Below are 25,581 nucleotides of genomic sequence, written 5' to 3'. Positions count from 1 at the left end.
TTCACTTCTTTCTCTATTTTTTCACGTTTAACTTTAAACGTACGACTGGCTTTTGACTCAACTCTTCTTCTGTTACATCTGTTAATTGTGTAAGTTCTTCATTTGTCAGGTGATTTTTTTCTTTTACTATTTTTCCATCCACCAAAGTTACAGGTAACACGTCTGGTCCTTTATCTGTTAATAGTTGACTAATAACATCATTATTGGCAAATGCATTTGGTTCACTTGCCAAATTATAACGAGTCACATCAATTCCTTTATTCTTCAAGTTGTTAACAGCAACTGAAATACGAATTAACTCTGGATCAACACTTGGACCGCAAACTCCAGTAGAACAACACATTGCAGGATCAAAAATTTCAATCTTTTTCATCTCTGATTTCTCCCCTTCTTTATAAAAAAGCCGAGAAAGAATTCTCGGCCTATTTTGTTTTCAATTATTCTCCTGTTTCAGCATACTTTTTAATGCGTGCGCCAATTTCATCACGAACTCTTTGGAATACAGACCATTCTTGACCCGCTGGATCATCAAATCCCCAGTGAACTCGTTTTACATGAGGTGGTGTTGTTGGACATACGTCATTTGCATGACCACAAAGTGTTACAACTAGATCTGCTTTATCTAAAATGTCACGATCGATGATATCCGATGTTTGGTCCGTAATATCAATGTCTACTTCTTTCATTGCTTTAATTGCATTCGGATTTACTCCGTGTGCCTCAATACCAGCAGAAAGTACATTCCATTTGTCACCTAGATATTTTTTACCCCAAGCTTCTGCCATTTGGCTACGACATGAGTTTCCTGTGCATAAAAAGTAAATTGTTTTTTTGTTTTCCATGATAATTCCACCTTTATTATGAATGTTTATTATTATTGTGTTTGAAAGTATTTGCGCTGGAACCAAAGTGCTACATTTACAAGAGCTATCATAACTGGAACTTCGACTAAAGGTCCGATAACTGCTGCAAACGCTGCACCTGACTGAATTCCAAATACACCTACAGCTACTGCAATCGCTAATTCAAAGTTATTACTTCCAGCCGTAAATGCTAATGTTGTTGATACTCCGTAACTTGCACCAATTTTTTTGCCCATAAAGAAAGAGACAAAGAACATGATTACAAAATAGATAAGTAATGGAATTGCAATACGTACAACATCAAATGGTACGCTAACAATCACTTCTCCTTTAAGAGAGAACATCACAATGATTGTAAATAGTAATGCAATTAAAGTAATTGGACTAATCTTTGGAATGAATACTTTTTCATACCATTCTCGTCCTTTCGTTTTTACAAAGATCAAGCGTGTTAGCATTCCTGCGATGAATGGAATTCCTAAATATATAAACACTGATTTTGCAACCTCAGCCATTGTTATATCTACAACAGCACCTTCAATTCCTAACCATTCTGGAATAACTGTTACAAACACATAAGCATATACTGAGAAAAATAGCATTTGGAATACAGAGTTAAATGCTACTAATCCTGCCGCATATTCTGTATCACCTTTCGCTAAGTCATTCCATACAATAACCATCGCAATACAACGAGCTAAACCTATCATGATTAAGCCCACCATATATTCTGGCTTATCTGGTAAGAATATAACAGCCAAAGCAAACATCAAAACAGGACCAATAATCCAGTTTTGCACCAGTGACAACACTAATACTTTTACATCTTTAAAAACGCGCCCCATCTCTTCGTAACGAACTTTTGCAAGCGGTGGGTACATCATTAAAATTAGACCAATCGCAAGTGGAATAGACGTTGTTCCTACCTGTAAACTATTCATTCCATCAACGAATCCAGGTGATAGATATCCAACTCCAATCCCTACTGCCATCGCAAGAAAAATCCATAGGGTTAGATATCGATCTAGGAAAGACAGACGTTTTTTCCCCGTGTTGCTCATCCTTCTCACTTCCCTTTCTAACTATTTATTAACAACCACACCGCAGTGTAGGATTGCTCTTCACAATTTGTTTAATTTTCTCTGTTTGGTCTGGTACATGCGCTAAAATATCTTCTAAAAGCGTGTATAAATCACTTGCTTGATTTAAAGAGTAATAAATCCACTGACCTCTACGCTCTTCCTGTACTAAACCTAAATCCTTTAACTTGCGAAGATGCTGACTGATAGAAGGTTGGCTCATATCAAATACTTCGAGAAGCTCACAGACACAGCATTCACGTTGTTTAAGGATTGATACAATTGTTAATCTTGTTTTATCTCCTAATAGTTTCAGTAATTGGGATGCTCTTGTTACCTCTACAACTGTTTTTTCCATATCTACACCTACCTCATTATAATTACATAAGCATATACTTATATATTGTGTGAAAATAAAATGTATTATTCCTTCAAGTTACTTTATTCTCACTTTCGAAATAAGTATATAACTATTTACTTATATGTTCAACTGAAAACTCTCGCCTTTACAGAATCTTTACATTGAATTTCCTTATTTAAAATTTGTACTTTTTTTCTTATCCCAAAAGATATAAATGATAAATCCTATAAGTCCTGTTAAAAAGATAAATATTAACCATATCAGAAAATGCTGCTTACTAATTTTATTTTTCTGATATTCGAGTGTAACATATGTGCACATGTAAATTATCAAAAGATATATACCTACAATTAGCAATTGATCTAACAAGCCTGTCCCCCCATTCTTTTTAATAAATAATTCTTAAGCACTTTTTAAAATCATATCATAAGTAAATAATTATATGTCTATATGGAGGGGCACCACATCACCATCAACCTAAGAAAAGCAAATACTCCAAAACGAAAATTTTATATTTCTACAGTTATTTATAAGAATTCAGCTCATTTTTTTGTTTTGGGGAAGAATGTATTTCTTAACTTGATGGCGATGGACGAGATCCCCTCTAGCTGGATTTCTTATTTTTTGTCAGATATTTCAATGTATGTTCTAAACATCTGACAAAATACCATTGACAGTTTATTAATCTATAAAGCATTATTAATAATGAAAATCATTATTGAACTTATCGGGGGACTTACTATGCGTACATATTTAAAGACGACACTTACTTTATTGTCGGCTCTTTTCTTAGTGTTCATAGCTGCTTGTGGTAGCAATGAAGTGTCAAAAGAAAAAACAGAGTCAAAATCAAACAAAGAACAAGGTTATACAGTTAAACATGCTATGGGTGAAACAAAGATCACAAAAAATCCTAAACGCGTTGTTGTTTTAACTAACGAAGGAACAGAAGCGATTTTATCCATGGGAGTAAAGCCTGTTGGTGCTGTGAAATCTTGGCTAGGAGATCCATGGTACGATCATATTAAAAGCGATATGAAAGCCGTTGAAGTTGTAGGGGTTGAACATGAAGTCAACTTAGAGAAAATTGCATCTTTAAAACCTGATTTAATTATTGGTAATAAGGTACGCCAAGAAAAGGTGTACGATAAATTAAGCGCAATTGCTCCAACAGTATTTTCAGATACACTAGGAGGCGATTGGAAGGAAAACTTTAAATTATATGCAAAAGCTTTAAATCGTGAAGAAGAAGGCAACAAAGTATTAAGCAAATTTGATGCACACCTAGAAGGTGTAAAACAAAAATTAGGTGATAAAGTAAATCAAGAAGTTTCTGTTGTCCGTTTCATGGCTGGAACTTCTCGTATTTATTACACAGATTCTTTTTCTGGAGTTATTTTTGATCAATTAGGTTTTAAACGTGTGAAACAGCAAAAAGAGCTGTTTACTGCTAACAGTAAATTTGGCAACCTTGCTATAGATGTAGGAAAAGAAATGATTCCTAAAATGGATGGAGATGTTCTTTTTTACTTTACATATGCTCCAGAAAATGATCAAAAAGCTTTAGATAAAGCAAAAGAAATGACAAGCGATCCTCTTTGGAAAAATCTAAATGCTGTTAAAAATGGAAATGCACATGAAGTTAGTGATGCAGTTTGGAATACTGCTGGTGGTGTAATTGCAGCTAACAAAATGTTAGATGAACTTGAGAAAATTATGCTTAGCAAATAAGGTTTCAAATTCTTAATCTGTTTATATTAAGGCCGGGGAGTATAAAAATACTTTCCGGCTTTTACTATTTTTTAATGGAGTAGCACCATACTCCCATCAACCTAAGAGGGGTACCGCCCGATGCCCATCAAGCTAGTATTTTGAAGTGTCCCCAAAACGAGAAATGTAAAGTGACAATACAGTTATTTAAATCTAAATGTTGGTTTGTAATCACTTCGAATAGGAAAAAATTCAATATGAAGTTAACCTTAAATAATAACCATCAGGGTCTACAATACGGAAATCCTTCATTCCCCAAGATTGAGTTTTAAGGTTAGATTCTACTGGATAATCTTTTTCTAATACATGTTGGTATAATTGTTCGATATTATCAAAAACTATGATAACCTCAACACCCTTACCTTTTGGATTAAGACCTCCCTTTTTTAAATAATGATTTTCATTAAGAATATAATCAGGAGTTAGTAATAAAGCAAAATCCTCTAGTTTAACCATCGCACCAGTCTCATTCTTTTTTGAGAATGCCAGACCAAGGATTTCCTCATAAAACCTAATAGATTTTTGTAAATCTTCGACAAATAGCTCCAGACGAAAGTGCATACTTACTCTCCTTCTCACTTATTATGATAAATCTTTATTCTCCAAATACTTTTCCCACTCACTCAAATACATTCTTTTTGTAATCTTATGTGGATTTTCAAGCTTACAAATAAGTTCTAAACTATTTCCATCTGGGTCATTAAAATGAATTTTAGCATGGGCATAATCGTTATGAGCCATTACAAAGGGTTCATGTGGCTCAAATCCAAATGCTTCCCTCGGTTCATACCCTTTGTCTTTAAGCCATTTCACCGAATTCTTCAAATCATCCAAAGTGACTTGAAATGCTATATGTCTTATAGATGGATGATATTCAAGTTCTACTTTATCGGTTTCCCATAATCCTAACCAACTTTTGTCTTTTTCAATCCATAGAAAAGCTATTTTATCCTCTACACTATGGTTGAACTCCAAACCAAGATTTTCGTAAAATTTTATTGACGATTTTAAATTACTAACTGGTAAATGTGCTTCATACAGCCCTTTAATCATTTGATTTTCTCCCTTACTTTCTGTTCTTGAATATTAATATATCAATTAAAAAATAATATTGAATCCAATAAAAGTATTAAAATTCCATACATCTTTAGTAGTAGTGTAATATCATTTTTGTAGAAATATACAGAAAGGATGGAGTTGTTATATGAACGTTTCGGTTTCTGATAAACTACAATTATTTTCCGAAGAATTACAACGGCATATGTAACCAAATACCCTAGAGCAGATAGCTAGAGAGATAGGATTTGTTCGACGAAAAAGTAAATATCGTGCACAAGATTTAGTAGCCCTTTGTGTTTGGTTAAGCCAAAATATAGCTCATACTTCATTGGCACAATTATGTAGTCGATTAGAAGCTAACACAGGCATTTCTATGAGTCCAGAAGGACTCAATCAACGTTTTAATTCTCAAGCTGTTCAGTTTTAGCAACAACTCTTAGCACATTTACTTCACCAACAATTTTGTTCTTCTAACAAGATTCCAACTTTGTATACAAATTATTTTCGGCGTATTCGTGTGTTGGATTCTACACATTTTCAGATTCCGGATAAATTCACTTCTACATATCAAGGTTCAGGTTGTAATGGTCAAAATGCTGGCGTGAAAATCCAACTAGAATATGATTTATTAAGTGGTCAATTTCTACATGTTCATGTAGGATCAGGAAAGCACAATGATAAAACGTATGGTTCTACTTGTTTAGCGTCGCTTCAACCAAACGATGTATGTATACGTGATTTAGGATACTTTGATTTAAAAGACTTACATACTATAGAAGAGTGTAATGCTTATTTTATTTCAAGATTAAAGCTCAATACACGTATATATCAGAAGAATAAAGAACCTGAATACTTTCAAAATGGAACAATAAAAAAGCAATCTGAGTACATCCAATTAGATATGGAGCAATTACAGTCAGGGGAAACATATGAAATTCCTGAGATTTATATTGGAATGTATCAAAAGCTTCCTGCAAGACTAATTCTGTATAAATTGACTGAAACGCAAATGAAACGTAGACAAAAGGATTTAGCATCTAAAGAACATAAGAAGCAAATTACCTATAAAGAACGCAGTAAACGGCTTAGTGCAATTAACTTTTACATTACAAATATTCCTTTGGAATACCTACCAAAGGAACAAGTATACGATTTCTACTCTTTACGATGGCAAATTGAACTTATTTTTAAAACGTGGAAATCATTTTTTCGTATTCATCACTGTAATTCTGTGAAATTAGAACGGCTAGAGTGTCATTTATATGGACAACTAATTAGCATCCTTCTTTGTTCTTCCACCATGTTTCAAATGCGCCAATTACTCCTCATCAAGAAGAAACGAGAACTAAGCGAATATAAAGCGGTTTATATCATAAAAGATTATTTTCCACTTATTTATCAAACTTTACAAAAAAACACCCAAGAATTAACAAAGATATTGTTACGTCTGTTTAATCTCTTACAGAAAAACGGACGAAAATCCCATAGGTATGAGAAGAAAACAGTCTTTGATATCTTAGGCGTCGTATACAACTTTTCTATGTCTCACAATCATGTAGCGTAATTCAAAAAATTGAAACCCGATAGGGTTTATTTGGTATGCAAATCTTTAAAGAACTTACACTGGATCTTTAGAAAAAAGAAAAAATCTCACGTGAAATCTTATATAAGCCTAGCTTGATGGGCATGGGGTATCGTCAGCATTTTAGAAAAAAACACGCTAAGCAAAAAAACTAGCCCCTACAAAAGAGACTAGTTAACGTAAAATTCGTTAGTGGAAGTTATTTCAAACCTCTCCTTTTTGGAGAGAGAGTCAATCTTTATTTTGTTTTTCTAACAGTTGAATAACCCTATCTAATTTTTGCTCAACTGGATCTTGTTTGTTGCGATTGCTGGTATGCTGAATTATACGTATAATCCCCCCAAACAGTGCACCGATGATCACTAAAATAATAGCAACTCCTATGTAATAAATAGAGTTTTCTAAAGGCATAATTTAGAACCTCCTTTTTCCCTATTTTACCATTTAAAAGAAGTAATATGTTGTTTGATTTTGGTTGTATATTCCATACATGTCAGGTTAATATAACGTCTCATTATTGGTATGAAAAAAGGATCTTTGATTCCAAGATCCTTTTAGCTGTTTATTGAACTTAATTTTTTTAGTTGAATTAAAAAAAGTGTTGTAACAGTCTTTTTTTAAAAATTAAAATGTCTATAGTTTAAGTAGATATATTTAAGATAAATTTTATAATTAACCACAAATATTAGTAGCTCTACTGATTAAGCTCCAAACCCGTGGAATTATTTCGTTTGTTATTTTATTATAATCTGGACCAGTAACAACTACAACTTCGTAAAATCGGTATTGATCAATTCTTAAATGCATAATAACAATTGTATGATCATCATTGGTTAAGCAGGTAACTGCGCGGACATGATTAGTTACATTTGAATAGTAATACCTTAACTCATTTGCTATGCATTCTTTATGTCGTTCAATGTCTGAATAACTGTTTATAAGTTCTCTATAATTGATGGATGGATGAGCCAATAATTTTCCTCCTCAGAAATGTTTTTTAAATTACTAAGATTGTATTAAATTGTTTATGTTTGTGTATATTGTCCATACATAATTGTTCTATTGCCTATAAAAAAAGAAACTAAAAAAACAGCTCTTTTGGAACTGTTTTTTTAATATAAGATTCGATGATATAGGAAGTTAAATAAACTTTTTCTCTTTTTAATACACTATATAATTTAACAAAAAGTGGGGGGAATGTTACTAATGAAGTTATCAATATCTAGGTTGATATAATGGAAGGGCTCTTCTAAATGTTGCATATTGATGATCTGGGTATTGATTTATGGGTTCAGTATATAGATGAAAATCTCGGTGACGAATGTAACGATTAGGATAATTAGACGAACGAAATGAATACTGATTTGGATCTATAAGTCCAGGTTCTAAGATGAAGGTAGAGTCTGCGCGTACTTTCGGTTCTGCTTCTGGATTTAAGGCAGGTCCGTAATAACTAAAATGGATACGAAAGTTATCTTCGGGTAAGTGTCGTAAAACAATTAATGGATTGATCATTAAACGAAGTTGTCCACTCTCCCCATATCTCCAAGCACCTGTCCACTCAAATGAAGCTTCCATTTGGTCATTTTCGGTTTGAATTGTAGTAAGTTCTCCTAAACCAGTTAATTCACGAATATACATGTTCGGATAGTTATTGGAATATAAAGAAAGATAAGCCATATTTTATCCCCCTTAATATAATGAATTTTTATTACAGTACCTTTCCTTTTTTCTTTTAAGAAATTAGAGTTGAAAAGTTTAGTTTATGCACTCAAAATTTGTTGAAAATATACACTATTAATATATGGGCGGGATATATATTAAGAACTAATAATTTAATGTATATAAGGCAAGACTGTCTTTGTTATAGATCAACACCTAAAACATTCTTTGAGCAATTTTTCACCCAAAAACCTATTCAAAATAATGTATTTTTTAACCTAATGTTAAACCAAATAAATAAATTCGAAAGAATATAATTTATTTAAAGAAAAATCCCCAAAAATATGAATTTTTAGGGATTAGATGCATTATACGTATATACGGTTTACCACTTGTTTCATTTTCTAGTTGATATTAGTAATTAAACGAATTTCTTCTGCTTTTAGTTCAGTTGATTTCACGTTAGGTGAATACCCTACTTCCACGAACAATTCTATTGCAATCGTATCTTTACAAGCCCGTTTACCGAAGTGTAGGATTACTTTTCTCAATTTATTTGATTTAGTACATTTACTAAAATATCTACCAAAAACATGTATAAATCACTTGTTATTATAAAAGAGTATTTTTATAGTTAACTTTTGAGTATTAAACAATGCAATTCTAGACTGATAACCTTTGAATTTTATATATTGTTCAAAGAAATAATCATGGTGACTCCTAATTTAATGCGCCATCATCTCGTGCGCAATATCATGTCCATTCATATCCAATGGGTAGTAGGTAGTCCAGTGTATGACTTCATCGAATAAAGCTTCACGATTGTCACCCCAATACAAGTGATAGTGATCAGCTTTATTCGGATAAATACCATGATCACTAAATTGAATATACTGAGGAACTCCTTCTGTTTTTTCTGCTAGTTTAAATATGTATCTTACACCTCTATTCCCTGCATTATATGTTAAAATTTTGTACCCATCATAGATATACTTACCAGAGTATTCTTCTTTGTTTTTGTAGAATGTTACAGTATCTCCTTGAATCACGATACGGTTCACATCTGTTTGATATCCTTCATTATAATACTCCTTATATTCTTTGGCTGACATTTTACCTTTATGTTTCGCTTTGTAAGCAAATACCTCATCAAGCGTTCCATCTTGTAAATATGGATATACCGATTGCCAGTCTCCTTTCCAATCGGAGAGTGATCGATCCTTCACTTGGTTGTCTTCGAAATACCCTTCATAAATTTTTTCTGTTGCTTCATCATGAGCATGACTGTGATCGTGTTCATTTTCGTGTGTATGACTTTCAGATGTTTGCTCTTGCTTTTTAGATGAACTTGAAGTCTGACAGCCTACTAATACTAACATTGAACTAATAGTTAATATACCTATCTTCTTTGTAAATGCAATTTTCATTATAAAACCTCCATTTAAATCGTAATGATTACGATTTAAATTATACATATGTCTTGTGCAAACATCAACGGAAAAATAATTCAATATTAATAAATAGATTATCCTATCTGTAAAACTTTGGAGACTATTACATGTATGATGCAAAAGCTTCCGGACAATTGCAATAAGTCTATATAACCTCTTAGCTTTTCATTCTAATTTCTACTGAATATCATCTGAATTTGATTCATCAACTATTTCAAGTGCAGTTTTTTGAATATACTCATGTGCTATATGAGCTGAGTTTCTTGTTTGAAATCCTATAATCGTATTCCAATTTTCATTTTTAAATTCTTCCCTTGTTTATGAGAGCGCTTTGTAGAATTACCTAAAGCTTTTATTTTTCGGAGGGATTTTTATTAATGAACTGACCTTGCCAGGTATACGTTATTTTTACTCCATGGTGTTGAGAATCTGTTGTTTGAAACGCCTTATTTACTTCTTCAACTTTATTTGGTACGTATTTTTCTTTTAACTCTAATACACCATAAACGATGTTATTATAAGTTAACTTTACTTTTTCTGTAACAACTAGTGTTATAAAGATACTCCAAACAGATTCATTGTCTTATTTTGAAAGCCTCCCGTTAAAAGACTATACGCTCCGTTTGAAATTAATGCCAAATCAGGTAGTAGCATTGTATAAATTTCAATTCAATGAGTAATAGTAGAGACATCAAAATTAAGATCAATCCGACTAATTAATTTACCTCCTGAGGAATTCCTAAAAACAAACATTTTATATCTCCCCATAAAATGTTTGTTTCACTTCCTTGAAATGAAACATAAAATAATTCAAAGTACTTTATGTTTGAACAGATTTTTCTGTACTAACAGATTGTTGTTTTTTCATGAATATAAGTAACATAAATACAGTTATTATTGAACGATAAATATGAAATGACGCTGTTAATTCACACCTAGATGCAAAACCTTTCCCTTGAAATACAGGCGTAATTTCAAGCTCTGGTATATCAATAATATGCATATATTCTCCAGCAACTCCGACAACCATTCCTTTTATTGACCACGCAAAACCTGTTATGATTCCAGTACTAGCTGCGTCCCCTGTTCCAATTTGTGAATGCCATCTCCATTGATTGATTTTAACTTTTTTTAGATTTTTTTTAAGTACAGAATGAATCTCTTGCAACTTTTTTACTATCTCTCCAATACTATCAATCTGTGCCATTACTTTATTTTCAATACCGCCCTCTTCTTCTGCTTTTTCAATTTTTTGTCCAGTCTTTTTTTGCTGTTTTTCTATTCTTTCTAATACATCAAACGTATATTTAAATTTCCATATTTTAACTTGTAGTAAACATTGTTTCTCTATTTCTGTATATAAGAAAGTAACTTTCAAAGATATTTTCAAAAACAACATAAACAAAATAATCAATAACAGAATCCCGATCCCAATTACAAGCCACTTCATGCTTATCATCCTTTCATTCCATATCCATTATTGACATCACAATGAATATTATACAAATTCTTAAAATTGCGTATAAGTAAGCACCTTTAAATAATAAAAGCCTTGTGGCGTTCTATATTAAAATTTTTGTTGTATAATCTAGATACATATAATGAAATAGCATGGTAGAATGATGATCGTTAGAAAGAACAAAAAGTGCACGAGTTTTGAAATGCTACTATTATAACTAAAAACACCTCTTACTATCGTATTTAAATAAATACGATAGTAAGAGGTGTTTTTTACTTGTTCTATTCCATTAAATCACTATATATATTGTTCTACTTCAAGTAGACTATTTTATATTTATGAGCTAACAGTACGTTAATGATAAATCTTATATTATATCCTATTATTGATTGTTATTTTCTCTAATTTCTTCAGAAGGTTCTTCTGTTGGATCTGGCTCATCTTCATCAACGCCATTGCAACCACATAACAAACCTACAGATAAAACAGTAGACATAAAAGCAAGTAAGTATTTTCTTTTCTTCACGAGATTATTGCTCCTTTCAATTAAATATTTATGCTATTATCATCTACTTTAAAAAAAAGAATATGCTAAAGTTTTTTCATTATTTTTTTCCTATACATCCAATAAGAATTAAATCTAATTATCGAAAAAACAGGACTCTTAGATATCTGTAAGCCTACCTTAAAATGGAAAATACAGTTAAAAATCATAATTATTCTGTATACGAAAGTGTGTTTTTCAAATACTTTAAGCTAAAATACTTTCGATAGGAGTGAAAAAAGTGATAAGAAACAAACGTGCAGTGATTCACCTATTTTTATTATTGGTTGTTATCGCTGTTTTTATATGGTCTGTTATTAACCCTGCAAAATACTCGACATGGGCAGCAGAAGCTATTCCTGCTATTTTCGGTTTATTCATTGTAATTGCAACGTACAATAAGTTTCGTCTCACCACTCTCTCATATATAATTATTACAACGTTGTCCATTATAATGTTTGTCGGAGGCCATTACACATACTCAGAGGTGCCTCTATTTAATTCGATACAAGATTTTTTTGAGTTAAAGCGAAATCACTACGATCGATTTGGACATTTGATAAAAGGCTTGTTTATCATTGTCATAAGAGAAATCTTATTACGAAAACCCCAACTTACCGAAGGCCCTTGGTTAGTTACGATTAGCATAAGTATTTCACTTGCTATTGCTGTATTATACGAAATCATCGAATGGTTAGCTTTTAAAATAGCAAAGGGAGGAACAACAGCAAAAGACTTTTTAGGTATGCAAGGCGATATATGGGATGCACAATGGGATATGTCACTTGCCTTAGTAGGCTCGATTCTTACGTTACTCACCCTTTCGACATTACATAACCGACTATTGAAAAAGAATTGATAAATTTCCAATCTAATAATACATAACTTTTCAGTCCCTTTTTGATTTTTTTATAAAACTATTTTTCGTATTTCAGTAAAAAACAAGTGGGTAATATTAGGAATTTCCGGTTTGAAAGTCAAGAATTATTAGTATAAGTTGGCATCATAAATTTCTATAAAATAGAACAACATAAATCATGTGGAATTGAAACTAGCGTTTCTTTTTACGATTCTTTACAAGGGGGACAAAAATGAATATTCTTAACTTCTTGATGTCATTATTCAATTCTGGAAAAATAACTCAACAAATTTTTAAACTATTCGGAAATAAAAAGAAGAACAATAAAGGATGGATTTGGGCTTCTTTATTAGGGCTAGGAACAGTTTTGGGTGTATTAGCAACACGTAATTCAAGTATGATGAGACCTATAAAACATACGTTTCAAGGTTTTCAAAATAAAACAAGAACATTTATTCCATCCAAAGTAAATTTGGCAAATATGGAGTTTGCTGATGAAATTACGCCTAACACACAAAAGAAACAAAGTAATCCAAACTAATAACTGTCACTATTAAAAGACAACAACCCCATAAAAAAGCAATTAGCCGGTTCCTTATTTTACAGGAAATCGGCTAATCTGTTTTAATACGTACAATTCTCTTTTTTGAATATGGTGACCCGAATTAGTTTTTCGACATCTCCACTTGTTAATTTTTTATTTATCTTCTTTTAACTCATACCTTCATTGTCCATTACGTACATGGGTTGCTTTTTTCATCTTCAATTTTCGAAAATCCCCTGTTTCCACGATTTCATTTCTAATTGATCTACTGTTAATCATAATTTTTTAAGTTAGAAACAAAACTCATCCCGTTATCCTTTTTGAAAATATTAATTATAAATCCCTTTTAGATTTGAGATAATACTTTATGATTTAAGAGCTTCTTTAGGCACCTTAGAATGAGTACAAACAAACTGCTCAATCATTTGATTTAACTCGGTAGCCGCTTTTGTTGGTATTTGATGTTTTGCACCCGTAATAAATTTTAATTCATTACATGGCAATTCTTCATGTAATAAGTTTGCATGACTATAAAAAGTTTTGTCATTTTGTCCATAAACCAATAACATAGGTAGATGAATGTCTTTAAGGCGATTGGTACAATTATAGTGCAAACTATAGCGATAATATTGTTCGATATTTTTCCCATTACCTTTCCGAGCTTCTCGAAACATTGTTTTAAATAATTTTTTTGTATTAGAATTCCCCCACGAAATGGCAAATGCTAAAAATGAAATTGCTCTTGCTTTCGCTAATTGGACTCCAAGAGAAATCTTATTTTTTAAATATCCTTGACGCACTTCTGACATTCCACCTATTAGAATTCCCCCTAAACTATTTTCGGGATATGTTAATAAAAATTCCAAGGCAACTGAGCTTCCTGTTGAATACCCACATACAAAAGACTTTTTTATTTCCAAATATTCCAGTAAACTCTTTATATCTTTAGCAATTAGTGAATACGTAATTGGCTGACTTGAACTCTGACTGTTCCCATGTCCTCTAACATCAAAAGCGATTACTTTAAAATTTCTAGATAATTCTTCTATCTGATATTCAAAATTTTCACAGGTAAGTGTAGGTGGGTGAATAAAAATGATAGGAGTCCCTTCTCCTTTTACTATGTAATAAAGACTACATCCCTCTACATCTAACTTTGGCATGTATTGAATCACCCCAACAATTTATAATCTCTTAATAAAAGCTACTGATTTCATAAGTATTTTACTCTTAATAATTTGTATAAAAAGAAAGAAATATACTCACTTCCTATTTTGTTAAAGGATTCAATATTCATTTCTCTCTTTACAAAACATAAAATGTTCAAAAAAGTTCATTTTGATTAATGAAACATTTTAGACAGATATATACCCGGTTCATTAGTCATTTTGGGAATAAAGCTTTTAATACTTTTTATTCCTGCATAGCTCTCCTCAACTCGCTTATACTATAACTGTAACTTAAAGTCACAAATTATTAATCGGTGCGCGTGGGCTTCCTTTTTACTACACGTAGGTATTTGGAATTTGCCACATAAAATGAAGCTTATTAAACGTTCTTTACCTCTAAAAATATCGAATAATAGAATATTATGGTATTAAGTAAGTACTATTAAAAAGGTGAATGATATGAAAAGATTTCTAACTTTGTATGCCTTAGTTTTAATTTTAGCTGGATGTTCAGAAAAAACACCCTCTCTTAAAAAGAATGAATTACAAGTTAAACAAAAAGATAACAAATTGATTCAAAATACAACACATTCAATTCCAAAAAGTAAATCTTTACAACCATCTCCCACTTCAGCCACTAAAAAAATCATTTTAGATGTGCCGCTTATATCACAAAAGCCAGAATTAAAATATGGATGCGAAGTTACAAGCTTAGCGATGGTATTACAGCATGCAGGTATTAAAGTTAATAAAATGGATTTAGCTAACGAGATAAAAAAAGATCCTACTCCACTGTCTACAAATAAAAGTGGAGACATTATTCAATGGGGAGATCCTAAAGAAGGTTTTGTCGGAGATATAACTGGGAAAAATAAGGGATACGCTGTCCACGTTCAACCGTTACAAGAATTAATGGAACGTTATCTGCCAAATCGTACAGTAAACTTAACAGGAAAATCTTTTAATACTGTGTTAGCTCAAATTAAGCTCGGTAAACCTGTAGTAGTATGGACTACAGGAGATTATCGCCTTCCAGATAGATGGGAATCTTGGAAAAATGATGACAAAAAAATTACAGCTCCTTTGGATTTACACGCTGTTGTTATTGTAGGGTTGGAGGACAAATACATTTATATCAATGACCCATTAACCGTGAAAAAAGCACATAAAGTAAGCCAAGATATCTTCATTCAATCGTGGGAAGCATTAGGGAAACAAGCATTATCCTATCGCTAATCTAAATTTGCTAAATATCTAATACTTCTATTAGTTGTACCCTTTGTATACAACAAATAAAAAGTGATTTGATAATAAATATATTTTGTCCATAGAAGTACAAAATATAAAATACTCATTAAACCCGTTTTTATTTTGTATCTAAGTCTTTTTAGAATACGGACGACTCTTTTGTATCGACGATTTATTGCTAAAGCTATGTATAAAAAATGGCTTTTTAGGCGTGAATATCCGAGCTTATTTCATAAGAAATTTCTAAAAGAGATAGAATATATAAAGTCCGATTAAAATTAAGGATTTTCAACTAATAGGAAATACAAAAATCTTTTCCAATTCTTTTTCACACAGTATCCTTCATTAGGATCATATCCCATTATTGAGTTTACAAAGTACATTACAAGAATTAGTAATGAAACAATCAAAATAGAGTACTGTTAATACAGGATTCTATTTTGATTTTATTATTATATATGAACTTTTATATTAAATCTCAGCTTCAGTCGCAATCCCCGCAGCCCACAGAGATTTAATATAATTAATCCATTGATTACTACTTTGAGGTAATCTTTCACTTTCGAATATTGTAGTATTACTGGCTAAGTAGTTTAGACAAGAAAGTCTAAACGGAATTTTTATAGATTTACAGAATTATATTCATTTAATCTTGTGTAAAAAGACATGAAAATGGGTACTTTTTATAAAGGGATTGCTTCAGTTATATATAATTTAAATATATTAAAGAATTATTCATTCTTCTCTATTTACCTATACTATTATCTATATCAATTTATTCATATATTTTTATTTATTTCTGGTGAATAATAAGAATTAAATCAACTTGAAAGAAATCGTTCAAAAAAACTCACAAATGATTCAAAAGGTCTATATATTTTTGAAGTACTTTAAAATGTTATCTCGAACTTTTTGACACATTGTTTTTTATAGAAATCACCCCACTTCAAAAGGTGTACCTTTATGAACAATCGTAGTGAACAAACAAAAATAACGACCTTTATAGATCGTTATTTTTGTTTGTTTTATATATTTAACAAGAAATACTTGATAAGTTCAAAGATAGCTGGTGGTGCTATTATAGCAGAAATAATAGTTTCAAAATTACAATGAAAAAATACTTCCGTGTCATTACCACTTTTCTTGATAGATAACTTTATCATGTATGTAATCACCTCTTTTGCAATAAAATGGTTGAATATCTTCCTTCGTTGATATTCTTCATCCCCCATTATTATTAGCAATTACTCACGATAGGTATATTATCTCAAACTTTTCTAGTACAAACAAGTGTTTTCATGGAATTATTTCATTAAATTCCAAATTTTATATATTTTTTGGTAGCTTGCCCCCTATTTTGCAACAAAAGCATCCACCCCTAATAAAAAATCATCTCTAAATACTTAGAGATGATTTTTTATTAGGGGAGCACGCCACATCCATCAAGTTAAGCTTTTAAAGTACCCATGCCTATTAACCTAATATTTTAAAGTATCCCCAAAACGACAAAACTAGCTTCTTTGTACACTATCGATAATGTTATGTTAACCTCAATTCTAAATATAAATAAGGCTTTAGATTAAAAATAAATACTAAAACACAACAATTTTAAATTCATAATTTTTTATTTCTATATTTTTCCATCCCTCTTTTTTTGTTTATGTTTATCAGCTAAATATCTAGCATAGTGAACTAAATTTTTAGCTACATCTAATTCAAGATTAAATATATTAGGTACACCTGGTCTCCAATTCACCTCAAATAACCACAATTTTTGATTCTTATCAATCCCAACATCAATTCCTAACTCATCAAATAATACATCCTTATATAAAGAATTAAAATGGTTAGAAAAACTTACCGCAAATCGTTCTAAATACCTTTGAATATTATACCAATCGTTATCAAACTCCGTTTTTAAAAAAACATCTAAATAAGTACTATAACCACCCCTAGCCATATTTGATACAATACTTCCTAATGGACCTATTCTCGGGAATATAGAAGTAATAACCCAATTTCCTTCTCCATTTCTTTGAACATGCAATCGAAAATCATAAACATGACCAGATTTCATTTGACATGAAATAAACTGTTGAACTATGTAACCTTGCTCTTGAATCTTATCAGATACAAAGCTTATTAATTGTTTTTTATTAATAAATGAAATTTGTTCTGACTCATTCATACTGTAATTCATTCCATTTTTTTCAATGAAAACGATACCCCTGCCTTGATGTCCAGAAATTGGTTTAATAATAAGTTTTTCATAACGATTAATCATGTCAAAAAACGTATTAACATCATTTAATTCATAAAATGGAATAAGATATTGCTTGAATTTTTCTGCTTTTTTTATTCTGTTATATACACTTAATTTATCTCCAATTGAATGACTTGTGAACGGAACTTTATCATATAGATAATCAAAAATTTGCTGATTTTTATCACTAACATGAACACTTGCATTATAAATAACATCAGGAAAAGAAAATTCTTGTTCAATCCACTTACCATTTTCATAAGTTTCACCTAAAATCTTCTCAGTTTCTATATTTACTTTCCCTAAAGTAAAATAAAAAAAGTTGACACCTTCAGCTTTAGCTACGGCAGCATAAACATATGCTCTATTTACCATATTCGGATCCTTTCTATGATGAAGCATCCCAATTATAGTCATATGGGTTCCCCTTCCCCTCTTTTAAAATAAATATCAAATTCATTATATATATATTCATGTTCCTCCTCATTTTAACCAATTTTCAAAAACCCAGAACAAGCTTAACCTCATTTTAATATTCTACCTATATAAATAATAATTCTGAGGTTTTATAAAATGATTAAGGTTAAGGTGACATAGGATGGATACTATTGTTTTTATTGAAACAAATAAATCTGGATCAAGTAGAGAAGCAATCAAAGCAGCCGAAAAACTTAATTTCTTTACTGTTTTGTTAACCAATAAAACAAAATTTATTGAAGAACGAAATATATTCCCCGATGTACATCAAATGATTCTTACTGATATAAACGACTATGATAATATAATTACAATAATTGAAAAAATAATAAAATCAGGGAAAAACATAAAAGGAATCTTTAGTTTTATTGATCCTTTTGTTTATATAGCTGCACGTTTATCAGAAAAATTTTGTTCAAATATTGTATCTACTAAAGCAATCTATCATATGGAAAACAAAATATTAACTCGTAATGTACTTAAAGATTTACCAATCTCACTCAAATATTTAACTTATAAACCAACAGAATCATTATCATCTTTCCTTAAAAAAACTAAAAATATGAATTTCCCTCTTATTGTAAAATCCCCCAAATCCACAGGTTCAAAAGATGTATTATTAATAAAAGATAATGATCAATTAATTTTATCTATGAAAAGTCTTTTAAAAAAACTGCCCAATGAAGAAATTCTACTTGAAGAATATATAGATGGACCTCAGTACTTAGTCGAAGTTTTAGTTCAAAATAGAAAAGTTTATATTATAGCAATAATTGAACAAGAAATTACACTTTTTGAACGCTTTATTGTTACTGGTTACTCTTTACTAGGACAGGTAACCAATAAACTATATAGTAGTCTTTTCAATGCAATTAATTCTATTATTCAGGCTTTTAATATGAAAAATGGAGCTTGTCATCTAGAACTCCGAAGAATAAATGATATGTGGAAATTAATTGAGATAAATCCAAGAATATCAGGTGGAGCAATGAATGACATAATTGAAATTGGACATGGAATCAACTTAGTACAAGAAACTATTCAATTAATGTTAGGAAATAAACCTTCACTGAATAAAAAACATTATAAATATGTGTACGCTCATTACCTAACAGTTAAATCTAAAGGAAAACTAATTCGAGTTACAGGGAAAAATCGTAGTTCTAGATATCCTGGTGTAGAGAAAGTTTATATAAAACCTAAAAAAGGAAATTTTCTAAAACCGCCTACATCAATGGGACATCGATATGGATACGTTTTAGCAGCATCCTATTTTAAAACAGAAGCAAAAAAAATAGCTTTAGAAGCGGCTAAAGAAATTTCTTTTGAAATCCAAAAATAATAAATATAACATAACAAAAATCAATACACTAAAATCATTTTCTTCTCATCCTCAAAATATCTTCAAATATTTTGAGGATATTTTTTATGGTTTTATTTTTATCTTTTAATCTAAAATTTGCATTTTGGCTAAAGCGCTGGCTCTTCGTGTGGGGACGAAACCCCACTTATTAAACGTATCAAGCTTTTAGATAAGGGGTAGCGCCTCATTGCTATCAACCTAAAAGAATCAAAATCCCTCCATAACTATTCATTATTGACTACTGATAATGACGGGATAAGTAAACCTCACATGTATAGAATATACATGTGAGGTTTACTTATCTAACGGAGCCGTTTTGTTAAGGTAAACTTGTTATAATATTCTCAAGTGGAAAGTGCAATTTATGGGAGGATTGACCACAGTGCCTGAAACGAATATAAAAATAAAAAGGATATGGGAAGATACTAATTTTTTCGAATTGAATTTTGACTTTACAGGATTTCATGGCACTGCGAACATTAACATATATACCACCAATGATGTTTATTTTCTGTAGTAGGAGTAACTAGTTGTTTAGTCTCTTGAATAGATCGTATGTTATGTAATAGTTGCTCATCTCTTTCTTGTACATTTTTTTATGGTGTTTTTGATATATTTGTATACCGTCTTTCAATGCTTGAAATTCTTCTTGAGTTCGTCGTATTTCTTCTCTCATGGATTGGAGTTCTTTTGATATTTATTGGCGTTCCTCACGCAACAATTCACGTAACAAATTAGTGTTGTTTTCGCGTTCCAATTTTCATTATTTATGGTTATTGCTACAGTTTTGGCAGCATCCGCCTTGTTATATCGGGCATCTTTCATAAGTGTTTGAAATTGTTTCAAAGCTTTTATATCCTTTGAAGTAAAGGTTCGATATTCACGATTACTTTTAGGATCACGAACTTTTATAAAGGTGTACTCATGTTTTTCTAACTCTAAACACCATTTACGTAAATAGCTTTCGCTTATACTTAACATTTCTGCAACTTCCTTGGTTAGGAAAGTCGGGAGTAGCTCGGATTGTATACCATTCCGTGTTCAATTAGACATCGTTCCTCGCGCTCCTCTTAACGCTCCAAATGACGTTTCTAAAGATTATTATACATGATAAAACGAAATACCTTTGAAATGTTAAATTTATTGATAATATAGGTCAAGGTGAATTTCAAGGGTTAATTTATGATTTCAACTACAAAATTAGAAGAATAAAAGGGAAATATGAGAATACATTTAAAATTGTGAGAGAAAATTACTATTTGTTTTTGTTGTGGATAAAATTGTGGGTAAAATGGAGGAATGTCTGATGAATATTATTCATATAGAAACAAAAAATCAATATAAAAGTGAAAAAGTAAACGAAATGGAAACTATACCAATTATAAAGCGAGTATATTATGAAAATGGAGAGATTAAATTCGAAATATCAGGGGAGAAAAAAGTTCCTATGGCATGGTTAGATAAATAGAGAAAAGGCACTCATTTGAGTGCTTTTTTGTTTTCCTAGGTAGGGATTCAAGTTTTAATTTCTTTATTTATCATATTTTGAATGTATACAATTGTTGGCGTTTTTGATGGGGATGAGTAAAAGTGTACTTTCACAGTTTCAAAAAGAAAAACCACAGCAATTTGAAGTGACCCCTGTCAAGTAGACAGTATTCAAAAAACACAACTAAGCAACCTGAGTTCTATATTTATAGGGACTCAGGTTATTTAGTTTCTTTTGGAACCTTTGGTAATTATAAAAGTGTATATATTTGCGCACAGCAAACTTAACCTCATCAGCTGTGTGGAAAGAGTATAAATGAAAACACTCTGACTTAAAGTGACTGAAGAAGCTTTCTATACAAGCATTGTCCCAACAGTTTCCCTTTCTGGACATACTAGCCTTCATCTGATATTTTTTAAGTAGTTGATTATATTGACGAGATGTGTACTGGAACCCCTGATCACTATGCAGGAGAATCCCTTTCACGTTTCGTTTTTTTTCTTGCCTTTTTAAGTGTGTCTAGCACTAGTTTCAGATCATTTCTACGGCTAATTTCATAGGCAACAATTTCATTGTTGTATAGGTCTTTAATAGCGGATAAGTACAATCTCTGTCCATTGAAAATCAAATAGGTAATATCTGTTACCCATTTTTCGTTTGGTTTGGAAGCTTGGAAATCCCTGTTCAGATGGTTATCTGAAATCACATAGGCTTCTTTCTTCCCGTAATAAGGTCGTTTTCTCCTAATAATGGCTTTGATTCCTAGTTCACCCATCAACCTTTGTATACGTTTGTGATTAAAATGAAGGTTATAAGTGGCTTTCAGCCAAACTTGTACTCTCCTGTACCCATAAATCCCCTTAAGTTTTTTATGACACTCCAGTATCTTCTTTTTGATTTCGATATCCTCCAATTGTTTTTCAGAAGGCATCAACTGTCGCTTTATCCATTTGTAGTACCCACCTCTAGTTACTCCAGCGATATCACATAGAATGGTAACTGCATAACCTTTTTCTGATAGCCTTTGATGACTTCAAACTTCCTCGTTTTTGGTACAGATTCCAATCCTCCTTTTACATCCCTAAGAGCTTTTTTAACATTTCATTCTCCGCTTCTAAGCGTTTCATTTTAGTTTCTGGATCTTCTGGCTTGTTTTTTGGTCTACCTATACCTGGTCCTTTCGCTTTACCACGTTTTTCTTCTAGTCCTTTGATACCTTCAGCTTCAAAGTGTTTTACCCAACGTCTTACTACCGAGTGATCAATTCCTAATTCTTTAGCGACCGTTTTGTATCCCATTCCTTCTTTTAAGTATAAATTTACTGCTTTTTTCTTAAATTCTGTATCATAAGTTACTCTAATTTTGCCCATAGAAAAATCCCCTCCATAGTAAACAGATTAATGTGCTTTCTTTTTACTGTCTACTATAAGGGGACCATATCAATTGCTGTGGTTTTTCTTATTGAAAGTGTGAAGTAAACTTCTATTCAAAGATTTACTTTCAAATATTGTAATATTACTGGCTAAGTAGTTTAGATTTTCTTATCCTATTTTCAAAAAGTTTAGATTTTCACGTCCCGTTATTAAGACATAAAAGTACCTATAAAATTTATCATAACGGCCAATTATCAGCGATTATTCATGAGATTTTAGTTTAGACTTTCATGTCTTTCTACAGAAAGAATAGCGTATTTTTTCATTTTAGGGGGTATTTAATTTTGTTAGCTTGATAGCGCTGTGGCGGTATCCCAAAAATAAAATTAAGAATAGCTATTAAATGGGTTGGTTATATTATTGATTGTGGAGGTGAGAAAGATGAACAAAAAACAACAAGGTTATAATAAGGCAACTTCTGGAGCTAGCATCCAAAGCACAAATGCTAGCTATGGTACAGAATTCGCAACTGAAACTAATGTACAAGCAGTAAAACAAGAGAATGCACAATCCGAAGCAAAGAAAGCACAAGCTTCAGGTACACAAAGTACAAATGCTAGTTATGGTACAGAATTTGCAACTGAAACGGATGTGCATGCAGTAAAAAAACAAAATGCACAATCAGAGGCAAAAAAATCACAATCTTTTAGCTCTAAACAATAATGAATGAAGGAAAACACTTCTCTATCTTAAGAGAAGTGTTTTCTCGAGCTGTGAAGAAAGTCTTCTCCACAGCCTATTTTTGTATCTGAACAAATACATAATCTAGCACTAGCAACTTTAGATGATGAGTTTGCCACAGTTTTAAAAATTGAAGAATTCATTAAAAAGTTGTAGTTAGTTGAAACAATACAATCTTAAGGTGTTTGTTTTAATAGTATATGATATACACAGTTAGGAATACTGTCTTACGCCCATCAAACTAAAACGAAAAAAAGCTATTTTTTGTGGAATATACAGAAAGAATAGCTTTTTTCATTTTAGAGGAATTTTGTTTTTTTAGCTTGATAGGGATGTTGCCATACTCCTACAATCGACTTATGGGACAACCTTATTTTTCACCTTCTATTCTAACTAACAATTCGTGAAATTCGTTTCTTCTGCCATGAAAGTTTAAAGTATCCGTATTGCAAAAGTAAACTCACAATAAATGCAGCTGGATATCCAATCCAGATTCCTTTTATACCAAGATTTGTATGATAAGAAAGGTAATAAGCAACTGGGACTTCTACAAGCCATATGGATACGACTCCGATAACAGTGGGCCATACTACAGTTCCACTTGCTCGCATTGTCGCACCAATAATTTGAGCATGACCGAAAATTAAGTAACTCCAAAGTGTAATCATCACTAAACTATGTGCAATTTCGATTGTATTCGGGCTCGTTAAGAATAACGATAGGATTTCTCTTGAAAACAAGTAAATTAGAGTTATTAATATTCCACCGATTATATAGTTCATAACAATTCCAGCGCGAATAACTTTCTGTAATCGATTAAATTGATTCGCACCAATGGATTGTGCAGCGAAAATGGATACTGTAATTCCAAGACTGACTGCTGGCATCTGAACATAACTTGCAACCTGGTTCACAACCCCATATGCAGCAGTCGCATCAGAGCCGAAGCGATTCACAAATGCGATTACCGCAATCTCAGATAACGAAACAAGTATCATATTAATACTCGCTGGAATCCCAAGACGTAATAATAGTTTTAATAAATCCCAATCCATATGAAGATATTTCCGTACTGTCTCATCTAATTGCAGTGGATGATTCTTCTTCTTTAAATAAATAAGCATGGCAACAAATGTTACAATTGTTGAGATAACAGAAGCATAAGCGGCCCCATATACATCAAACTTCGGCATTCCTAGCCAGCCAAAAATTAAAATAGGTAATAAAATTATATTTAAAGCTGTACTAACAATTAAGAAATAAAATGGTGTTTTAGAATCTCCTGTACCTCGCATAAATGTTGTATAGGCAAAATATAAGAATAAAACTGGCATAGAAATAAATAAAATACGCGCATAATGAACACTCATATCAATTATATTTTCTGGCGTACCCATAAAGCGCATAATATTTAGGGCAAATATATTTCCTACCACTGCCAAAATAGCTCCTATTATAAAGGTAAAAGTCAGCGTTGTACCAACGATAGCTTTTAAGCGATCTTCATTACGGGCACCAAATGCCTGACCAATTAAAATCGAGCTACCTGATCCAATCCCAATTACAAATGATACAAGTAAAAAGAATAATGGGAAAAATGCTGAAATAGCAGCTAAATCATTCATACCAAGCCATCGCCCTACCACTACCATACCAAACAATTGTCCAACTGATTGTAATATATTACTTAAAAGCAAGGGAACTAAAAACATAGACATTGATTTCCATATTGGTTGCCCTTGATTTTTTGATTTTGCACTTTCTTGAATATTATCTGTAGATGATTTCAAATTTCATTTCTCCTTTTATTAGGGGTACTATGTCATTCTGGGAATTGTACGCCGAAAGACAAAAAAGAGATTTTAAACCCAACTTTATTATTTGCAAACATTACCCTATATTAAATAATAAATATTGTTCACTAATTTCAGAGTTAAATTTAGTGATAAATTTTAGCTAACTCTTTTCAAGAAGTCCTTCTATATGGATACTGTCCATAGCCACCAAGCTATGTTTTCATAATGTCCCCAAAAACAAGAAATTTGTATATTTTTACTCCGTAGATATCAATTTTGATGTTTTGGGGATGTTTCATTTCACTAGATTGATAAGCATGTGGCGGTACCCTAAATAACATACCAAAATGTACTTAATTTAGAAATAAACATCAGTTTCATTTGAACTAACCTAACTTAGGTTCCGTCCATAATAAAATATTGAACTAT

Annotated in this window: 27 protein-coding genes and 3 pseudogenes; 8 read left to right on the top strand and 22 right to left on the bottom strand. The window is 31.5% G+C overall.

The genetic code is table 11. The features are described from left to right. Positions 1–13: 13 nt before the first annotated feature. The 4 genes from arsD to QCI46_RS28210 form a co-directional block, all read right to left on the bottom strand. A complete protein-coding gene (gene arsD, locus QCI46_RS28225) occupies positions 14–373 on the bottom strand; it encodes an arsenite efflux transporter metallochaperone ArsD (protein ID WP_353842009.1) in 360 nt (119 codons plus the stop codon). A 64-nt stretch (positions 374–437) separates the two neighbouring features. Further along, positions 438–842: an arsenate reductase (thioredoxin) gene (arsC, locus tag QCI46_RS28220; protein ID WP_000428327.1), complete on the bottom strand. Its 405-nt coding sequence runs from the start codon at positions 840–842 to the stop codon at positions 438–440. A gap of 32 nt (positions 843–874) precedes the next feature. Next, on the bottom strand, positions 875–1,924 hold the full coding sequence (gene arsB, locus QCI46_RS28215; protein WP_000072357.1) for an ACR3 family arsenite efflux transporter: 1,050 nt from the start codon (positions 1,922–1,924) through the stop codon (positions 875–877). A gap of 28 nt (positions 1,925–1,952) precedes the next feature. Then, entirely contained in the window at positions 1,953–2,300 is a 348-nt protein-coding gene (locus tag QCI46_RS28210; RefSeq protein WP_000416313.1) for an ArsR/SmtB family transcription factor, read from the bottom strand. 744 nt (positions 2,301–3,044) lie between these two features. Here QCI46_RS28210 and QCI46_RS28205 point away from each other — a divergent pair. After that, a complete protein-coding gene (locus tag QCI46_RS28205) occupies positions 3,045–4,034 on the top strand; it encodes an ABC transporter substrate-binding protein (RefSeq protein ID WP_353842008.1) in 990 nt (329 codons plus the stop codon). 231 nt (positions 4,035–4,265) lie between these two features. On the opposite strand, the gene QCI46_RS28200 is transcribed toward QCI46_RS28205, so the two are convergent. Both QCI46_RS28200 and QCI46_RS28195 read right to left on the bottom strand, forming a co-directional pair. After that, positions 4,266–4,634 (bottom strand): VOC family protein, encoded by a 369-nt coding sequence (locus QCI46_RS28200; protein WP_199670314.1) that lies wholly within the window; start codon positions 4,632–4,634, stop codon positions 4,266–4,268. A 21-nt stretch (positions 4,635–4,655) separates the two neighbouring features. Beyond that, complete coding sequence (locus tag QCI46_RS28195; protein ID WP_151616877.1) at positions 4,656–5,126, bottom strand: VOC family protein; 471 nt, start codon at positions 5,124–5,126, stop codon at positions 4,656–4,658. A gap of 151 nt (positions 5,127–5,277) precedes the next feature. On the opposite strand from QCI46_RS28195, the pseudogene QCI46_RS28190 reads away from it, so the two are divergent. Further along, a pseudogene (locus tag QCI46_RS28190) lies at positions 5,278–6,696 on the top strand (IS4 family transposase). A 249-nt stretch (positions 6,697–6,945) separates the two neighbouring features. Here the strand turns inward: QCI46_RS28190 and QCI46_RS28185 are convergent. From QCI46_RS28185 to QCI46_RS28150, 8 genes and pseudogenes are all read right to left on the bottom strand, one after another. Next, positions 6,946–7,125, bottom strand: a complete 180-nt coding sequence (locus tag QCI46_RS28185) for a DUF4083 family protein (protein ID WP_199670315.1) — start codon at positions 7,123–7,125, stop codon at positions 6,946–6,948. 261 nt (positions 7,126–7,386) lie between these two features. After that, positions 7,387–7,686, bottom strand: a complete 300-nt coding sequence (locus tag QCI46_RS28180; RefSeq protein ID WP_199670316.1) for a hypothetical protein — start codon at positions 7,684–7,686, stop codon at positions 7,387–7,389. A 243-nt stretch (positions 7,687–7,929) separates the two neighbouring features. Continuing rightward, positions 7,930–8,394, bottom strand: coding sequence for an AbfB domain-containing protein (locus tag QCI46_RS28175; RefSeq protein ID WP_199670317.1), 465 nt, complete (start codon positions 8,392–8,394; stop codon positions 7,930–7,932). A gap of 707 nt (positions 8,395–9,101) precedes the next feature. Beyond that, positions 9,102–9,803 carry a ZinT family metal-binding protein gene (locus tag QCI46_RS28170; RefSeq protein ID WP_353842007.1) on the bottom strand — a complete coding sequence of 234 codons (702 nt, stop codon included), beginning with the start codon at positions 9,801–9,803 and terminating at the stop codon, positions 9,102–9,104. A 201-nt stretch (positions 9,804–10,004) separates the two neighbouring features. Continuing rightward, positions 10,005–10,133 (bottom strand): annotated as a pseudogene (gene sat, locus QCI46_RS28165) (sulfate adenylyltransferase); the annotation flags it as partial. A 46-nt stretch (positions 10,134–10,179) separates the two neighbouring features. After that, positions 10,180–10,383 (bottom strand): hypothetical protein, encoded by a 204-nt coding sequence (locus QCI46_RS28160; protein WP_353842118.1) that lies wholly within the window; start codon positions 10,381–10,383, stop codon positions 10,180–10,182. A gap of 264 nt (positions 10,384–10,647) precedes the next feature. Continuing rightward, positions 10,648–11,286 carry a DUF2953 domain-containing protein gene (locus QCI46_RS28155; RefSeq protein WP_353842006.1) on the bottom strand — a complete coding sequence of 213 codons (639 nt, stop codon included), beginning with the start codon at positions 11,284–11,286 and terminating at the stop codon, positions 10,648–10,650. Between the two features lie 382 nt (positions 11,287–11,668). Further along, a complete protein-coding gene (locus QCI46_RS28150) occupies positions 11,669–11,812 on the bottom strand; it encodes a hypothetical protein (RefSeq protein ID WP_000746489.1) in 144 nt (47 codons plus the stop codon). Between the two features lie 259 nt (positions 11,813–12,071). On the opposite strand from QCI46_RS28150, the gene QCI46_RS28145 reads away from it, so the two are divergent. Then, positions 12,072–12,689 carry a DUF2238 domain-containing protein gene (locus QCI46_RS28145; protein ID WP_353842005.1) on the top strand — a complete coding sequence of 206 codons (618 nt, stop codon included), beginning with the start codon at positions 12,072–12,074 and terminating at the stop codon, positions 12,687–12,689. A 232-nt stretch (positions 12,690–12,921) separates the two neighbouring features. After that, on the top strand, positions 12,922–13,230 hold the full coding sequence (locus tag QCI46_RS28140; protein ID WP_353842004.1) for a hypothetical protein: 309 nt from the start codon (positions 12,922–12,924) through the stop codon (positions 13,228–13,230). Between the two features lie 368 nt (positions 13,231–13,598). On the opposite strand, the gene QCI46_RS28135 is transcribed toward QCI46_RS28140, so the two are convergent. Then, positions 13,599–14,396 (bottom strand): alpha/beta fold hydrolase, encoded by a 798-nt coding sequence (locus tag QCI46_RS28135; protein ID WP_353842003.1) that lies wholly within the window; start codon positions 14,394–14,396, stop codon positions 13,599–13,601. A 465-nt stretch (positions 14,397–14,861) separates the two neighbouring features. On the opposite strand from QCI46_RS28135, the gene QCI46_RS28130 reads away from it, so the two are divergent. Continuing rightward, the gene (locus tag QCI46_RS28130) at positions 14,862–15,638 is read left to right on the top strand and encodes a C39 family peptidase (RefSeq protein WP_353842002.1); all 777 of its coding nucleotides are present in this window, start codon (positions 14,862–14,864) and stop codon (positions 15,636–15,638) included. A gap of 1,642 nt (positions 15,639–17,280) precedes the next feature. On the opposite strand, the gene QCI46_RS28125 is transcribed toward QCI46_RS28130, so the two are convergent. Next, on the bottom strand, positions 17,281–18,330 hold the full coding sequence (locus tag QCI46_RS28125; protein ID WP_075313687.1) for a YheC/YheD family endospore coat-associated protein: 1,050 nt from the start codon (positions 18,328–18,330) through the stop codon (positions 17,281–17,283). Positions 18,331–18,511: 181 nt separating this feature from the next. Here QCI46_RS28125 and QCI46_RS28120 point away from each other — a divergent pair, with 181 nt between their 5' ends. Then, positions 18,512–19,732, top strand: a complete 1,221-nt coding sequence (locus QCI46_RS28120) for an ATP-grasp domain-containing protein (protein WP_353842001.1) — start codon at positions 18,512–18,514, stop codon at positions 19,730–19,732. 500 nt (positions 19,733–20,232) lie between these two features. Here QCI46_RS28120 and QCI46_RS28115 read toward each other — a convergent pair whose 3' ends face one another. Both QCI46_RS28115 and QCI46_RS28110 read right to left on the bottom strand, forming a co-directional pair. Then, positions 20,233–20,301, bottom strand: coding sequence for a hypothetical protein (locus QCI46_RS28115; RefSeq protein WP_223266039.1), 69 nt, complete (start codon positions 20,299–20,301; stop codon positions 20,233–20,235). Positions 20,302–20,425: 124 nt separating this feature from the next. Next, complete coding sequence (locus tag QCI46_RS28110) at positions 20,426–20,734, bottom strand: hypothetical protein (protein ID WP_353842000.1); 309 nt, start codon at positions 20,732–20,734, stop codon at positions 20,426–20,428. Between the two features lie 325 nt (positions 20,735–21,059). Here QCI46_RS28110 and QCI46_RS28105 point away from each other — a divergent pair, with 325 nt between their 5' ends. Further along, entirely contained in the window at positions 21,060–21,221 is a 162-nt protein-coding gene (locus QCI46_RS28105) for a hypothetical protein (protein ID WP_162862851.1), read from the top strand. 204 nt (positions 21,222–21,425) lie between these two features. On the opposite strand, the gene QCI46_RS28100 is transcribed toward QCI46_RS28105, so the two are convergent. The 3 genes and pseudogenes from QCI46_RS28100 to QCI46_RS28090 all read right to left on the bottom strand — a co-directional run bounded on the left by QCI46_RS28100 (position 21,426) and on the right by QCI46_RS28090 (position 22,612). Then, entirely contained in the window at positions 21,426–21,728 is a 303-nt protein-coding gene (locus QCI46_RS28100) for an IS3 family transposase (protein ID WP_483299035.1), read from the bottom strand. Then, positions 21,706–22,242, bottom strand: a pseudogene (locus tag QCI46_RS28095) (IS3 family transposase); the annotation flags it as partial. The gene QCI46_RS28100 and the pseudogene QCI46_RS28095, both read right to left, overlap by 23 nt. A 73-nt stretch (positions 22,243–22,315) precedes the next feature. Then, positions 22,316–22,612 (bottom strand): transposase, encoded by a 297-nt coding sequence (locus QCI46_RS28090; RefSeq protein ID WP_353841999.1) that lies wholly within the window; start codon positions 22,610–22,612, stop codon positions 22,316–22,318. Positions 22,613–23,041: 429 nt separating this feature from the next. Here QCI46_RS28090 and QCI46_RS28085 point away from each other — a divergent pair, with 429 nt between their 5' ends. Next, positions 23,042–23,338, top strand: coding sequence for a gamma-type small acid-soluble spore protein (locus tag QCI46_RS28085; RefSeq protein WP_131251991.1), 297 nt, complete (start codon positions 23,042–23,044; stop codon positions 23,336–23,338). Between the two features lie 407 nt (positions 23,339–23,745). Here QCI46_RS28085 and QCI46_RS28080 read toward each other — a convergent pair whose 3' ends face one another. Further along, positions 23,746–25,146, bottom strand: coding sequence for an MATE family efflux transporter (locus QCI46_RS28080; RefSeq protein WP_353841998.1), 1,401 nt, complete (start codon positions 25,144–25,146; stop codon positions 23,746–23,748). Positions 25,147–25,581 lie beyond the last annotated feature (435 nt).

This window comes from Bacillus cereus group sp. RP32, from assembly GCF_040459735.1.
Taxonomy (GTDB): domain Bacteria; phylum Bacillota; class Bacilli; order Bacillales; family Bacillaceae_G; genus Bacillus_A; species Bacillus_A wiedmannii.
This window is presented reverse-complemented; position numbering and strand designations above follow the sequence as displayed.